Source organism: Planococcus sp. MB-3u-03, assembly GCF_002833405.1.
Classification (GTDB): Bacteria; Bacillota; Bacilli; order Bacillales_A; family Planococcaceae; genus Planococcus.
The window spans coordinates 305568-319903 of the sequence record NZ_CP025135.1 but is presented as its reverse complement, the minus strand read 5'-3'; the positions used below and the strand labels follow the sequence as shown (position 1 = coordinate 319903).

The following is a 14336-nucleotide window of genomic DNA, read 5'->3' as shown; positions in this document are numbered from 1 at the left end:
AAACATGAACAAAGCAACTAAAGTTTTCTATATCGCATTCGCACTCGTCATTTTGACTGTCGGTTTCGGGGTTATCGCTCCGGAATTATTTGAGCAAGGCACTGGAACCATCCGCAACTATATCAACAATGCCTTTGGCTGGTATTATCTTACAATCATGGCAATCCTCCTGATTCTCGTTATTGTTATTATTTTCAGCCCTTACGGCAAAATCAGGCTTGGGCGCGATTCGGACCGCCCCGAGTTTTCTACTTTCACTTGGGTCTCCATGTTATTTTCAGCAGGCATGGGAATCGGCCTTGTATTTTATGGGGCAGCTGAGCCACTTTCGCATTTTGCAATTCAACCGGCCACTGCCGAAATAGGGTCGGACGAAGCGTTTAAAGAAGCCCTGCAGCGAACTTACTATCACTGGGGCATCCATATTTGGACCATGTATGGAATGGTCGCCTTGTCATTGGCTTTCTTCCAATTCCGCAAAGGAGAACCTGCGCTCATTTCTTCTACATTAAAACCTTTATTCGGTGATCGGATGAACGGCCCGCTCGGTACATTGGTCGATGTTTTGGCTGTATTCGCTACCGTATTCGGCGTAGCTACTTCGCTCGGATTTGGCGCTGCCCAGATCAATGGCGGGATAGCCTATCTTTTCGGCGCCCCTCAAGAAGAATGGGTGCAGATGGTCATCATCGGTGTTGTGACATTGCTGTTTATTATGTCGGCCTGGTCCGGCCTTAATAAAGGCATCAAGTATCTTTCCAACACGAATATGGTGCTGGCGATCACTCTTCTTGCACTCGTTCTTGTTCTCGGGCCAACCATCTTAATTTTGAATATCTATACAGAAACTTTTGGGGCTTATATTCAAAATCTGATTGGATTGAGCTTCGAATCCGCTCCTCTTAGTGCTGAAAATCGCAGCTGGCTCGATAGCTGGACCATTTTCTACTGGGCATGGTGGATTGCTTGGGCGCCATTCGTCAGTATGTTCATCGCCCGTGTCTCGAAAGGCCGGACGATCCGTGAGTTTTTGATTGGCGTTGTTTTAGCACCGACGATCTTCGGGTCATTCTGGTTCGGAACTTTCGGAACAACTGCTATTGATATGCAAAAAAGCGGCATTGATTTGACTGCCTTTTCCACAGAGCAAACTTTGTTTGCGGCATTCAGCCATTTGCCGCTTGGCATGATCATGTCGATTCTGGCCATTTTGCTTGTCAGCACATTCTTCATCACGTCCGCTGACTCCGCGACTTTCGTGCTCGGCATGCAGTCGACGAACGGCTCCTTGCTTCCGAGCAACCAGATCAAGATTCTTTGGGGCATCGCCCAGTCGCTCGTCGCCGCAATCCTGCTTTCGGTCGGCGGGTTGACTGCAGTACAAAACACCATCATCATCGCGGCTTTGCCGTTTTCATTTATTATGATCCTGATGGTCATCGCATTGTTTAAAGCCTTGAATACCGAACTTCAACTGATGCAACGCAAAAAATAATTTCCTGCCCGCCATTACTTCAATGGCGGGTTTTTTCTATAGCTTACTGGCAATGCAAGAGGGTATAGGACAGTAATGATATTTTGGAGGTGCTTGCATTGGAAGAAGAAACGAAGAAAATCATTCAGGAATCACTCGATGCCCTATACGAAAAAAAGGAATTTCTTCCTGATTTGACTGACGGCGTCCGTACACAAGCATTCAACTCATTGAGCGCCATTATCTCCACACCGAACAATATCCATAAATCGTTTTTACGCGTTCCCCGAGAAGACGGGACGATCGAACGAATCCCTGCTTACCGTGTGCAGCATAATGATAGCTTGGGGCCTTATAAAGGGGGCATCCGCTTTTATGAAGGGGTCAATGAAGATGAAGTCGTCAATCTGGCCTTTTTGATGACTTTGAAAAATGCTCTTCACCAAGTGCCTTTTGGCGGAGGCAAGGGCGGCATCGTCATCAATCCGCGCAATTACAGCGAAAAGGAATTAAATATCGTGTCGCGTAAATATGTCCGCTACTTTGCCGATGTCATCGGGCCGGATAAAGACATTCCAGCACCCGACATGGGATCTGGCGAACGCGAAATGGACTGGATGATGGCGGAGTATAAAAAGATCCACCACGGCAAGCCTTATCTCGGCAGCTTCACCGGAAAAAGCGTCGTCAACGGCGGTTCGCTTGGACGCCGGGAAGCGACCGGAAAAGGCGTCTATTTCACTTTCCGCTATTTGATCCACGATTACGTATTGGCACACAAAGAGCACCTGAAAAATTCAGGGAACCTATTTGCGCAGACAGCTTTGGAGCATGCGGAGCGTCCCTTGAAAATGGCGGTCCAAGGGTTCGGGAACGTCGGGTCTGTCGCTGCACTTGAAGCCTATCAATGCCGCGCCTTGAACAACCAAGTGATCGCCGTCAGCGACCGCAATGTCACGCTGTTCAACGAAGACGGCCTCGATATCCCAAGTTTGATTGCTTTCACTTCCGGCAATCGGGGAGATTTGCCAAAAGATGCGGCAGAACTTGGCGAATCCGGCATCAAAGCAGAAATCCGGGGTCGCGAAGAATTATTGACTTTGCCTGTCGATGTGCTCTTTTTGGCGGCGCTTGAAGACCAGATCCGCCAAGACAATATGGAACAGATCCAGGCCAAAATCATCGTAGAAGGCGCAAATGCACCGACGACACGTGTTGCCGATGAGTATTTGGACAAACAAGGGGTTATCATCATCCCGGATATTTTAGCCAATGCCGGCGGCGTCATCGTTTCTTATCTCGAATGGCTGCAAGGCCGTGAGACCCAATACCACGAGGAATCGGAAGTGTTCCGCCTGTTACTGGAAAAAATGCAGGAAACGATGGACACGATCTTCCCCCAATATTTTGGGGACCCGTATCCACTTCGCGAAAATTGCTTTATCCATGCTGTGCAGCGGTTATCGACTGTGCTGCATAAGCAAGGTAAGCTCTATTAAAAAAGACAGCCCGTTTGGATTCCACGCGGGCTGTCTTTTTCCTTTGGCGCCGTTTTCCAGTCGCTTGTTATCTACTTCTGTGCGGAATGCAAGTCACGGCGGCATGTGCTAGTGTTTCTTGGTTCCTTCATTTTCGGCTATTCGTTTTTCATAGGAATGCCGGTATGCTCCCCGGCGGAACTGAAGGATCGGGTCATCCGAACAGCTGATTCCTGCGGTCATTACAGTCGGGTCGTATAGCGCTTGTTCGGCTTCAGCTTCAGGCGCTTCGATGGTCAATCGACCGAGATAGACACGTTCACGGTCTTTCGGCCAGTCGCGCGTCGGATCATCCGTCGGGTCGCCTGCTTCACCGATAATGGCATACAGTTTAAAAGATGCAGGGCTGCGCGCAATCCGCTCTGCCAATTCCTGTTCGTAGTACCCGAAAGGCAGGTCTTTCATATCCTTCAACGATCGCTTGTCTTCGCCCGCCTCCGGCTCGAATAGATATTTGACCGCTTGCCTTTTTCCTTTCTTTTCAAAGTAGAAAGCATGGATCGAATGATAGATGCCCGTCGCAAAACTTTCGGGCACCGTCATTTTCTTCACGCTTGAAAACATCGCCCGCACCTCAGGAAAGTCCGTCAACAGCTCTGCCAGCTCCCCCAATTTCGGGCGGCCCTTTTGAAAAGAGCGGGACACTTCAAGCATCTCCACGAAACGTTCCGGCGAACGGGTAAAGAACACCCGTGAAGTCACCGACACGATATTCGTCACCTCTTCCGGCCCGATCTTGAATTGGACTGCCATGCCTTTGACTGGCGACATGGCATCCGCCCAAGTGGGATCCGGCGAGAAATGGGAAAAGCGCACAAGCACCGTTATCTTTGCGTTTTGAAAATGCGCAGCATCGGTCAATTCGACGGCCTCCCCGCTTCCTTCGAATAGCCCTTTATATCCCGCACCCCTGGCATGCGCACGCCGATAGCCTTTATGCTCACCGAAGACTTCTTCGATCTGGTTGACTGCCTGTTGTTCTTGTTGATTGGCTTCCATGCCATCCCTCCTTTTTTCTTTCATACCCGCTATGCATATTATTGAAAAGAACGGGAATACCTTTTAAGTAGAATGCTTTTTAAAAAGGAGGACATTAAAATGGATTTTCAACATCAAGACAACCGGATTGCCATGCTCGACGGTTCAGAAGAAGTCGGTTTTGTCAGCTACGTCGAAAACGGTGACGTGCTGACGGTTGACCACACTGAAGTAGCCCCGCAGCTTAGCGGGCAAGGCATGGGCAAAGAACTGGTCGGCAAAATGGTCGAGCACGCAAGAAACGAAGGCAAATCAGTGGACCCGCAATGCCCATACGCCAAAAAAGTGATCGAAGGCACAGAAGAATTCCAGGACGTCCTGGTGAAATAAAGAATTAGTGAAGTACAGAATTGATCAATTATTGAAGAATAAAAAAAGGCAGCCACATTGGCTGCCTTTTTTCAGTATTAAGAAACTCTAAAACGGTATTTTCCGAAGCTTAGCATTTGTTCTGCTTTCACTTTGCTCAAGCATCGCGTAAAAGATGTGCTCCCACATCTGCGCGGCAGATGCGTCGCAAATGAATGAACTCAGCGGATGCTTCGTTCATTCATTGGCTGCCTTTTTTCATTACAAGAAATTAACGGAAATCGCCGTCTGCTACGTTGTAGAGGTAGCTCCAGTTGTCCGCTTTATGCAAGTCGTGGAACGTCAGCTTATCGCCTGTGCCAAGCGTCACTTCTTCGCCCATGATGGCGACGACCATGGCCGTTCCTGCGTTATCCAGGTTCAAATAGACATCGCCGATCGACGGGCGGATCGAGCTTCTGTCGCGCAAATCTTCTGCGAGCTGAGCATCATGCCGCTTCTGTTCTTCGGATACTTTCCCTTTGTCGTAATACGCAATGTCGTTGCTGCCTTGCTCTTCTCCCGGGACCATCACGAAGAATTCTCTCGACTTGACCGTATTTTGTCTTGTCGTGATGACATTCTTGCCTTCGACCGACTCGATCTTCTCGAACTCGTTCAAGGAATAATGGTCCATATAATCCGGATCCGGCTTGGCGATCAGGATGTAACCGCCTTCTTCTGCCGGCACGTCTTCGCGCAAGGTGTAGCGCTCACCGAAGAACATGAACGAATCCATGTGTTTCGGCTTGTAGAGCGACACTTCGTCAGCGCGGCTTGCCACTTGCTCCATGTCCTTGACGCGGAACATCAAAACCGATTTCTTAGCGAGCGGCTTGACGGAATAAACTTTGTGCAATTCGTTTTTGTAGTAGACGAATTGGCCTTTTCGTACTTGAAGTAATTTCATTCTTTCCCCTCCGATACTATCAGTGCTATGGACCATTTTAGAGTAAATAATGCAGGAAGTCCATGCAGCCGAACGATTTATCTGCTATTGTGAAAACATCCCAAGATTCTGTAAAAGGAGTGACCGGCATGGACTATGAAAGCCGTGAAGAATTTATCATCAAAAAATACCAGCAAGATGAAGAAACGATGGTCCGCGTCTTTGTGCAATGGTGCGTCAACCATAAAATCGACCCGCTCGCACTGTACACGGCAGCGTATCCGGCACAGGCTGAGAATCAGCTGTTGAAAACCGCGATGGAAGAAACCGAATCGTTCGAATACGACATCGACGGCGACGTCCTGCTCGAAGTGCTCCAGTCATTCGGTAACGATGACTTGGCATTTGAAGTCGCAAGCGCCATGGAGAAATTGCCGCGCGAGGAATAGCTTAGCGGTGTCCTTTGCGCGCCAATTCCTTCGCCTTGTTTTCGATATGGGTCGTGCGCAAGTTTTCCAGGCGGTTCGAGGAGACACGGCTATAGATGCCGTCGAATTTCGATGCCGTTTTTAATTCCTTGCTTTCCACGTCCGCCACGTCTTCCGGTTCCGAAGGCGTCCGCTCTTCCACTTCCTTTGTTTCTTTATCCATCGCGAGTTCACTCCCTTCCGCAAACAAATCCCTTTTTTCAACCGTTCCCTTGAATGGTGGGAGGTAAACGTCGAGCCTCTGGGCACGAAAGAAAGCACGGCCGGATTTGCTCCGGCCGTGCTTTTTCATGTTGATCTCCATTTACTTAGCAAAAGTCGTGAGGGTTTGCCGCTGATGCTCCAAATACTTCGCCAGTTCCAGCATGCCGTATTTGCCAGCCACGGCTTCCGCATCGGCATTGTAATTTGTGTTGGTGTTGACATCGTAAGTAAATAGCTCGCCCTCGGCATTTTGGATAAATTCGATGCCCGCCACTTCGATCCCGTTTTCTTTAAAGAAACGTTCGTACTTGGCGATAATGGGATCATCGAAGCCTTCGATGACCTGGAATTTCGGGCGCGTTTCCGATGCCCCGTTGGCTGGGCAAGAAAGGACTTCAAGGCGGCATGCATCAGCCGGGCATAATTCAAAGCCTTCTGATGTATCCACACGCACCGCGTATAGGAATTTGCCGCCGACGAATTCACAGCGCGTGATGAACGGCTCAGGTGATTGGATGTATTGCTGCAATAAAGTGATGCCATCCACGGATTCGTCGAATTCATCGCCGCCCACGTATTCCTCCAGCGCTTCTTTCGAGTGGAACAATCGGACGCCGAGCCCTTTTCCGGCGCGGTTGTGCTTCGTGATGAATGATTCGCCCTCAAAAGCGGACGCCGCTTCGAGAAGCTGTTCCTTACCGCTCACCGCCACCGTTTTCGGCGTCTTTATGCCGGCTGCGTCAAGCGCCATGTATTGGTTCACTTTGCTCACTTCAAGCCGGAGTGCGCGGCTGCCATTGACGACGCGCCGGTTGTAGCGCTCGAGCCAGGCGATTTTCGCTTCGGCCATTTCCGGCGCAAACCGGTGCCCTCTCGTATGCGATGATGCGCTCATGCGGTTATAGAACACCCCTTGCGGCGGCTCATTCGTTAAATCGAACGATCCAGTGTCGGTAAACCAGTCTTCATAGGGCACGCCGAGCTCTTCCAAGCGCCGGAATAAATGGACTGTCCATTCTTCGTTTTCATGAATTACGTAAACTTTCTCCGTCATTCGGGTTCCTCCTCAGAAATAGAGCTTTGAATACATTGAGCATACAGTATCCTTTTAATCCCTACAAGCCTTATAGACTTTAAGGGATAAAACGTATAAAAAAACGCCGGATGGCTCCGGCGCCCATTTCATTTCAAGATGTGAAAGTCGATGGCATCAACACGGCAACCACTTCGCCGTTTGCGACTTTTACATCTCCTGCAAACACTTCCACATTCACTTTGAATTTTTTCGGATGGATCTCTTCGACTTTTCCTACCGCTTTTAAGGTCTTGCCTTGAGGTGTTGGCTTCAGGAAATCGACATGCAATGAACCTGTCACGAAGCGCGGCGGCTCTTCCCCGCTGCCAGGCTCATGCCCATTTTTACGGTGAAGGGCGAGCGACGCGGATCCCGTGCCATGGCAATCCACAAGCGACGCCAATAAGCCCCCGTAGACAAATCCGGGAATTGCTGTATGTTCTTTCCGCGGTTCGTAGAAGGTCACGGTTTCTTCGCCATCCCATCCCGTCCGGAGGTGAAGCCCATCTTCGTTCAGGCGGCCGCATCCGTAGCACCAGGCAAAATCTTTTCCATACTCATCTTGAATTGCATGTTCTACCGTTTCACTCAATCCAGTCCACTCCTTTTGCAAAAGTTATCCTCTGCTCTATTCCACATCGTTTCGAAAGATGCCTGCCAAGAAACTTCCTTAATGCTAGAAGACATAGAAAAAGCATGACCCGATAAACTCAGGCCATGCTCTTCCTTACCTTATCCTCCGATTCGTCCGTGGAGGATTTTCGCACGCGGAAAATTCTATTCAATTCTTCTACAAACGTACATGTTGGCGATGTAAAACTCCCGCCTATGCAGTTTAATGGCGCTGGCCGTCTTTGGATTTCTCACATATACCTCTCAGTGATCAATAGACTTTGCAGCCAGGCGTTCAGTTGCACTTACACAAAAAATCTACCTGTTACTGTTGAAACTTCTTAGGCTGAACCATTTTCATCTGGTTCCCGACAAGAGCTATATCGCCAGTAAAGCAAATTTTCCGCCAAGGCTGTGCATATTCTCATCAGAAGGCGATTCCGGTAAAACCGCTCGTGTCTTCTGACGGTCATTCCGCCTTGTATTAACTGGATACCCGCGCCATTTCACGCTTAAACCTATTTTCATAATTTTCTTATTAATTTTAAAATTTTTACTTTTCGTGATTTGGACATTATACTTATGATTAGTTCGACATCCGGAATACAAGGGAGAAAAATCATTGGTTAAAAGTTTACCGCCACGTTCAGAAATATCTATAGAAGAAACATGGAATTTAGAAAGCTTGATGGCAAGCCCCGAAGCATTCGATGCCGCTCTCGAGGAGATTGACCAGGAGACAGCAGCCTATGCCGAGAAGTTCCAAGGCCAGATCACCGACGCCCAGTCGGCACTGGAAGCACTTGAGGCGTATCTCACGATTGCCGAAAAACTGGTTGCTCCGGGCACTTATGCGAGCCTGTCCTACAGCACAGATCAAACCGATACGAAAGCCCAGATGCGCGCCGGAAAATACAGCGCATTCTCCGCAAAGATCGGCAGCCGCCTCGCTTTTGTGACGAGCGAACTGCTGGAATTGCCGGAAGACACGCTGAAACAGGCGATGTCGGAATCCAAGGAGTTTGAAGGCTATTTAAAGAAATTGCTGCGCAAAAAATCGCATCAATTGCATCCGGCCGCCGAAAAAGCATTGGCTTCCTACTCCTCTGTCTTCCAAGCTCCTTATGAGCTATACAATACGACGAAAATGGTTGATATGGATTTCCCGGATTTTGAAGCAGGCGGCAAATCCCATCCGCTCAGCTATGTGTCGTTCGAAGGTGACTGGGAAGCGGAAACCGATACCGAGCTGCGCCGCGCCGCATTCAAGGCGTTTTCCGATAAACTGCGCGATTACCAGCACACGACGGCCAAAACTTATGATATGCAATTACAGACCGAAAAAACGACTGCCGATTTGCGCGGTTATGAGGATATTTTCGAGTACCTGCTATTCAACCAGGAAGTCGACCGCGCGCTTTATGACCGCCAAATCGATTTAATCCAGACGGAACTGGCGCCGCATATGCGCAAATACGCACGCCTGCTTCAAAAAGCGCACGGTTTGGACAAAATGACCTTTGCGGATTTGAAGATTTCCTTGGATCCGGAATACGACCCGGAAATCACGGTCGAGGAGTCGAAACAATATATCAATGATGCGCTCGGCATTATGGGAACGGATTATTTGCATATGGTGGAACGGTCGTACGATGAACGCTGGATCGATTTTGCCCAGAACAAAGGTAAGTCGACAGGCGCATTCTGCGCGAGCCCTTACGGCGATCATCCGTATATCTTGATTTCCTGGACCGGCCGCATGAACGAAGTATTCGTGTTGGCGCATGAACTCGGGCACGCAGGTCATTTCTATCACGCGAACCGCGAACAGAACCTATTCAACGCGCGCCCTTCACTGTACTTTATCGAAGCGCCATCGACGATGAATGAAATGCTTGTGGCGAATCATTTGCTGAAGAATTCCGAAGACCCGAAATTCAAGCGTTGGGTCATTTCATCGATTGTGGCCAGAACCTATTACCATAACTTCGTCACCCATTTGCTCGAAGCGGCCTACCAGCGCGAAGTGTATAAAAAGATCGATGCCGGAGAAAACGTCAACGCCGGTGTACTTAATGCACTGAAACGCGGCGTACTCGAAGAATTCTGGGGAGACGATGTCGAAGTCACAGAAGGCGCGGAATTGACGTGGATGCGCCAGCCGCATTATTATATGGGTCTCTACCCATACACTTACAGCGCCGGGCTAACGATCTCCACGCAAGTGTCGAAGCGCATCTTGTCGGAAGGCCAGCCAGCCGTCGATGAATGGATTGGCGTATTGAACGCAGGCGGAACGAAAACCCCTGTCGAATTGTCCAAGATGGCCGGCGTCGACATTACGACCGAGCAGCCGCTTCGTAACACGATTGCCTATATCGGCGAATTGATCGACGAACTAGAACGCTTGACCGAAGAAATCGAACAGCAAAATTAATAGAAAACAGGCGGCATAAAGGATTTCCCTTTATGCCGCCTGTTTTTATTTTACCCGCACGAACCGCATCATTACTTGTTCAATAAGGATGGCAATGATGGTCCCTGTTATCAGGCCATTTGATAAAATAGCAGCGACAGCTGACGGCAACCCTGCCATGCTTTCCGTCGGGATGAACATCAAACCGACCCCTGTCATGAGGCCGAAAGCCGCTACTTTGTAAGCTCGTTTACTATTTTCTTCCGCTTCAAGCGCGTTGAAAGCCATTTCCACCATTTTGGAGAAAATCGCAAAGATGACGGCATAGGCAACCGGAGCCGGCAAGGCAGCGAGCACGGCCATCAATTGCGGAAACAAACTGATGCCCGTGACGATGACACCGCCAACGATAAACGGGCGCAGTCCCGGAGTCCTTGTCGCGCTGACAAATCCCGCTGCACCGGAAATCGGCACAGGGCCGACAGAAGAAAACAGCCCTGCAAGCAGATGGTTCAAGCCGGATGCAACAGAAGCTTGCTTCATGCGATCTTCTGTCTGGATCAAAAAGGCATTTTTCAGCAAGCTTTCCATCACATGGACCGAAGCCATCATGTTGGCGATAAGCAAGACGGTCAGGAACAAGGTCGTAACAAGCATCCCTCCGTCAAAGACGAGCGGGCCAAAGACCAGCATATCCGGGAATGTTACCCATGCCCCATCAGCCTTTGGAATACTTGGCGCTTTGCCGATAGCCCAAAACAACAGCCAGCCAAAAGCGACGGAAAGAAGTACTGAATAGCGGCTGATGAACGCTGAACGGTGGAACATGAAATAGAAAGTGATCAGGATGACGGCAATTGCTGCCAGCAGCACCCACACATCCATTAAATCTCCTTCCGACGCAATGCCGAACAGGCCTTTCATGATCGATTCGCTGATCTGCAGCACGAGCAGCAGCAAATAGACAAAGGTGACCGTCGGAGTGAAAAACTGTTTCAGCTTATCGACCACTCCCATCACGGCGAAAACAATGAATAATATACCGCTATAAAACAAACCGCTTTGCAGCACTTGCAACGATTCCTCGGCAGTTGAATACAATACGCCGACAAGCCCGGCGTAGACGATAAACACGCCCCACCATAAGCCAGCCGGCCCTTCATTGATCGGCAAGCGATGGCCGATAAAGGCTTGGATCAGGCAAGCGATACCGAGGACGAAAATGGTGCGCTGCAAGAACAGCGCGGTATCGGCAGTGTCCATGCCGAAGATGTTTGCGATGGCGATGGGGGCTGCAATGGATGAAGCGATAAGGAAAATCGCCCATTGAAAGCCGCCCGCTAAATTTTTTGTCATGATGGCAACTCTTTTCATTTAAAGTATTGTTTCACTATACACGCTCCACTAACTAGAAAAAGCCCTGAAACCTCAGGGCTTTTTGGTCGGCGGGCCGTTTGTGTCTTTCGGCTCTTCCGGTGTATTCGGATTTGTTTGCCGTTCTGCTGGTGCTTGCTCATCAGAATCTTTCAGCATCTCACCACGGTCGTAAATCACCGGGTATCCTTGCTCGTTCAATTTTTTGACTTGCTTCCGCGATGCTTTCATCAAAAGACGCACGATCAGGATCGATAGGATGAAAATGATGACGACCGAGATGATTCCCGGAATATATTCTGATTTATCTTCAGGAAAATAGAGAAAGTCCATAACGTTATTACCACCTTTAAACTTCAAGTTTCCCTAGTATTATACATGAAGCCGAGCGGCTATTGCCGTCGGTCAGGTGAACATTTCATGGCAATCGGACAGCATTCGATACCGCTTGTTTCAGGATTTCGTAAGAACGCACCCGCTTGTCCTGATCATAAATATAGGAAACAGCCATCAATTCATCGATTGGCAACTCACCGGCAAAACGGCCGATTTGTTCTCCCAGTTGTTCGGCATTCCCCTTGAATGTATAGCGCGCCATCGATTTGACCATCGCTTCTTCTGCATAGCTCCAGCGGCCGTCCATCGTATCGACAGGCGGCATCAATGGGTTTTTCGTGCCACGGACGACGTTCAAGTAAAACTGGTCGCTCGACGTCGAAAGCTGCTCCGCTTCTTCCACACTATCGGCACCGACCACATTCACGCAAGCGATGACGTACGGCTCTGACAATGTATCGGAAGGCTCGAAGCGGCTGCGGTAGATGGCGACTGCCGACTCCAGCTGCTGCGGGGCGAAATGCGCCGCAAACGCATACGGCAAGCCGAGCTTCGCCGCAAGCACCGCACTCGATGTGCTCGAGCCGAGAATGAATAACGGCACTTCCGTCTCTACGCCTGGATAGGCTTTCACGGATTCCTGCACCTCGAGCGGCCCCAGGTAGCGCTGCAGCTCTTCGACATCTTCAGGAAATTGGAACGCGGTTTCCTGTGTCGTCCGGCGAAGTGCGCGGGCTGTTTGCATATCAGTGCCCGGTGCGCGGCCGAGACCGAGATTGACGCGTCCCGGATGCATCGTCTCAAGCGTGCCGAATTGTTCGGCGACGACAAGCGGCGTGTGGTTCGGCAGCATGATGCCGCCGGAGCCCACTTCGATCGTATCGGTCGCTTCGAGCACTTTGGAAATGAGAATCGACGTCGCGGAACTCGCGAGCGTCGGTGTATTGTGATGCTCGGACAGCCAAAACCGTTTATAGCCGAGCTGTTCGGCATGGCGTGCGAGGTTTTTCATATCTTCGAATGCTTGTTGCATCGGATAGCCTTGGCGCACTGGAACCAGGTCCAGGATGGAAAGCGCAAGCTCTTTTGATTGTTGTGTCATGTGTCAACTTCCTTTCATCCATTCGGATGCTTTAAGCATAGGAGGAAATTCCTTCAAATTCAAACTATCTGCTTTACTTACAATTGATAGCTTTTGCCGATTTCAGCGAATGACACATCGCCGCCGTAGGTTTTCTTCGCTTCTGCGAGGATTTCGGATAGTTCCCCGTATTGCGGCAGATGGGTCAGCAACAGCTGTTTGGCCGAAGCGGACGAGGCGAGTGTTCCTGCCTGGCTGCCGCTCATATGGCCTTGGATGATGCCGAGGTATTTTTCGTATAAATTCGACTCTGCAACGAGCAGGTCAGCTGATTCTGCAAACGGCACGAGTTCATCTTTCCATGCCGTATCGGCCGTGAAGACCGCTGACCGCTCTCCGTTCGTAAAGCGCATCGCCAGGCAGTAGACAGGATGATCCGTCTCACAGAAGGTCACTTGGAACGGCCCGAGTTCGAGCGTGTCGCCCACTTGGATCGCGCGGCCTTCCGTTACGCCTTTATAGGACAATGCAGCAAATCCTTGCTCATCTTTATCATGCGCAAATATCGGCAACGGCACATCCCATTCCTTCAATTGCATCCCGACCATCGCCGCATGCTGCAAGACGCCAATATCCGCCACATGGTCCGGGTGATAATGGCTGATGACGACCGCATCGATGTCTTTCAGTTCCGTATAATTCTGCACCGCCGCGACCACTCCGCTGCCGCAGTCGAGCAAGCAGCGGTAGCCGTCCTGTTCGATCAAATAAGCGCAGGTCGCTTCGTTTTTATTCGGGTAGCCGCCCCAAATCCCGATTGGCGTAATCTTCATTGTCACCACTCCTCCAATTTTCCCTCAGTATATCATTTCAACACACGCCGCATAGTTTAAGAGTTTTGGCATGTGGTATATAGGAAGTAAGAAGAAAATATTGGAGGGATTCGTTTTGGTAATTAAACTATCAGTTGAAAACGCAGTACAAGCAAAAGCAGAAATTGAAAAGCTTGAGTCACAAGGGTTCACGCATGACGACATCTATATTTTCGCTCATGACCCGAAACGCACGAAAGACATCACAAAAGCACTTGATACAGAGTCGGTTGGCATGAAAGAACAAGGCTTCCTCGACAGCATGAAAAACATGACTTCTTCCCGCGGCGATGAATTGCGCGCAAAATTAGAAGCAGCTGGACTTACAAAACAAGAAGCTGACGAGTACGAAGAAGTGCTCGACACAGGCAAATTGGTTATTGTAGCCAATAAAGACCATTAATATTCAGCTAAACCCCTCACGGCATTTTGCCGAGAGGGGTTTTGTTATGCCTTGAATTAATTTCTTTCCAAAAATGCTATATCACGAATATTATTATGTTACCTATCTCGACTCAAAAAACTAGTAAAATACTCTTGTTTTCCCGATTGGATTTGTGAAAACGTTTTAATTTTGCTATATTTGAAAAA

15 protein-coding genes are annotated in these 14336 nt (G+C 49.5%); 6 read left to right on the top strand and 9 right to left on the bottom strand.

The window, feature by feature from the left end; genetic code table 11:
- Positions 1–4 precede the first annotated feature (4 nt).
- Entirely contained in the window at positions 5–1495 is a 1491-nt protein-coding gene (locus CW734_RS02900; protein WP_101189352.1) for a glycine betaine uptake BCCT transporter, read from the top strand.
- A 98-nt stretch (positions 1496–1593) separates the two neighbouring features.
- Positions 1594–2973, top strand: a complete 1380-nt coding sequence (locus CW734_RS02895) for a Glu/Leu/Phe/Val family dehydrogenase (RefSeq protein ID WP_101189351.1) — start codon at positions 1594–1596, stop codon at positions 2971–2973.
- Between the two features lie 108 nt (positions 2974–3081).
- Here the strand turns inward: CW734_RS02895 and CW734_RS02890 are convergent, their stop codons facing one another.
- The gene (locus tag CW734_RS02890; protein ID WP_101189350.1) at positions 3082–4011 is read right to left on the bottom strand and encodes a catalase family peroxidase; all 930 of its coding nucleotides are present in this window, start codon (positions 4009–4011) and stop codon (positions 3082–3084) included.
- Positions 4012–4110: 99 nt separating this feature from the next.
- On the opposite strand from CW734_RS02890, the gene CW734_RS02885 reads away from it, so the two are divergent.
- Positions 4111–4380 carry a GNAT family N-acetyltransferase gene (locus CW734_RS02885; protein ID WP_101189349.1) on the top strand — a complete coding sequence of 90 codons (270 nt, stop codon included), beginning with the start codon at positions 4111–4113 and terminating at the stop codon, positions 4378–4380.
- 250 nt (positions 4381–4630) lie between these two features.
- On the opposite strand, the gene CW734_RS02880 is transcribed toward CW734_RS02885, so the two are convergent.
- The gene (locus tag CW734_RS02880; protein ID WP_101189348.1) at positions 4631–5308 is read right to left on the bottom strand and encodes a hypothetical protein; all 678 of its coding nucleotides are present in this window, start codon (positions 5306–5308) and stop codon (positions 4631–4633) included.
- A 128-nt stretch (positions 5309–5436) separates the two neighbouring features.
- Between CW734_RS02880 and CW734_RS02875 the strand changes: the two genes are divergently transcribed.
- Positions 5437–5736 (top strand): hypothetical protein, encoded by a 300-nt coding sequence (locus tag CW734_RS02875; RefSeq protein ID WP_101192117.1) that lies wholly within the window; start codon positions 5437–5439, stop codon positions 5734–5736.
- Between the two features lies 1 nt (position 5737).
- Here the strand turns inward: CW734_RS02875 and CW734_RS02870 are convergent, their stop codons facing one another.
- The 3 genes from CW734_RS02870 to CW734_RS02860 form a co-directional block, all read right to left on the bottom strand.
- Positions 5738–5938: a hypothetical protein gene (locus CW734_RS02870; RefSeq protein ID WP_101192116.1), complete on the bottom strand. Its 201-nt coding sequence runs from the start codon at positions 5936–5938 to the stop codon at positions 5738–5740.
- A 141-nt stretch (positions 5939–6079) separates the two neighbouring features.
- Entirely contained in the window at positions 6080–7033 is a 954-nt protein-coding gene (locus CW734_RS02865; RefSeq protein WP_101189347.1) for an ATP-grasp domain-containing protein, read from the bottom strand.
- Positions 7034–7166: 133 nt separating this feature from the next.
- Positions 7167–7646: a PaaI family thioesterase gene (locus CW734_RS02860; RefSeq protein WP_101189346.1), complete on the bottom strand. Its 480-nt coding sequence runs from the start codon at positions 7644–7646 to the stop codon at positions 7167–7169.
- Positions 7647–8288: 642 nt separating this feature from the next.
- Between CW734_RS02860 and pepF the strand changes: the two genes are divergently transcribed.
- Complete coding sequence (pepF, locus tag CW734_RS02855) at positions 8289–10103, top strand: oligoendopeptidase F (protein ID WP_101189345.1); 1815 nt, start codon at positions 8289–8291, stop codon at positions 10101–10103.
- Between the two features lie 45 nt (positions 10104–10148).
- Here pepF and CW734_RS02850 read toward each other — a convergent pair whose 3' ends face one another.
- From CW734_RS02850 to CW734_RS02835, 4 genes are all read right to left on the bottom strand, one after another.
- Positions 10149–11438 carry a purine/pyrimidine permease gene (locus CW734_RS02850; protein WP_101189344.1) on the bottom strand — a complete coding sequence of 430 codons (1290 nt, stop codon included), beginning with the start codon at positions 11436–11438 and terminating at the stop codon, positions 10149–10151.
- A gap of 72 nt (positions 11439–11510) precedes the next feature.
- On the bottom strand, positions 11511–11789 hold the full coding sequence (locus CW734_RS02845) for a hypothetical protein (protein ID WP_058381970.1): 279 nt from the start codon (positions 11787–11789) through the stop codon (positions 11511–11513).
- 85 nt (positions 11790–11874) lie between these two features.
- The gene (locus tag CW734_RS02840; protein WP_101189343.1) at positions 11875–12894 is read right to left on the bottom strand and encodes an LLM class flavin-dependent oxidoreductase; all 1020 of its coding nucleotides are present in this window, start codon (positions 12892–12894) and stop codon (positions 11875–11877) included.
- A gap of 77 nt (positions 12895–12971) precedes the next feature.
- On the bottom strand, positions 12972–13706 hold the full coding sequence (locus CW734_RS02835) for an MBL fold metallo-hydrolase (protein ID WP_101189342.1): 735 nt from the start codon (positions 13704–13706) through the stop codon (positions 12972–12974).
- Between the two features lie 115 nt (positions 13707–13821).
- On the opposite strand from CW734_RS02835, the gene CW734_RS02830 reads away from it, so the two are divergent.
- The gene (locus CW734_RS02830; RefSeq protein ID WP_101189341.1) at positions 13822–14148 is read left to right on the top strand and encodes a YflT domain-containing protein; all 327 of its coding nucleotides are present in this window, start codon (positions 13822–13824) and stop codon (positions 14146–14148) included.
- Positions 14149–14336 lie beyond the last annotated feature (188 nt).

Excerpts from the sequence above, each read along its gene's own strand:
- CW734_RS02850 (WP_101189344.1), bottom strand. The coding sequence starts at position 11,438 with ATGACAAAAAATTTAGCGGGCGGCTTTCAATGGGCGATTTTCCTTATC.
- CW734_RS02870 (WP_101192116.1), bottom strand. The coding sequence starts at position 5,938 with ATGGATAAAGAAACAAAGGAAGTGGAAGAGCGGACGCCTTCGGAACCG.
- CW734_RS02880 (WP_101189348.1), bottom strand. The coding sequence starts at position 5,308 with ATGAAATTACTTCAAGTACGAAAAGGCCAATTCGTCTACTACAAAAAC.
- CW734_RS02840 (WP_101189343.1), bottom strand. The coding sequence starts at position 12,894 with ATGACACAACAATCAAAAGAGCTTGCGCTTTCCATCCTGGACCTGGTT.
- CW734_RS02845 (WP_058381970.1), bottom strand. The coding sequence starts at position 11,789 with ATGGACTTTCTCTATTTTCCTGAAGATAAATCAGAATATATTCCGGGA.
- CW734_RS02865 (WP_101189347.1), bottom strand. The coding sequence starts at position 7,033 with ATGACGGAGAAAGTTTACGTAATTCATGAAAACGAAGAATGGACAGTC.
- CW734_RS02890 (WP_101189350.1), bottom strand. The coding sequence starts at position 4,011 with ATGGAAGCCAATCAACAAGAACAACAGGCAGTCAACCAGATCGAAGAA.
- CW734_RS02900 (WP_101189352.1), top strand. The coding sequence starts at position 5 with ATGAACAAAGCAACTAAAGTTTTCTATATCGCATTCGCACTCGTCATT.
- CW734_RS02885 (WP_101189349.1), top strand. The coding sequence starts at position 4,111 with ATGGATTTTCAACATCAAGACAACCGGATTGCCATGCTCGACGGTTCA.
- CW734_RS02835 (WP_101189342.1), bottom strand. The coding sequence starts at position 13,706 with ATGAAGATTACGCCAATCGGGATTTGGGGCGGCTACCCGAATAAAAAC.
- CW734_RS02875 (WP_101192117.1), top strand. The coding sequence starts at position 5,437 with ATGGACTATGAAAGCCGTGAAGAATTTATCATCAAAAAATACCAGCAA.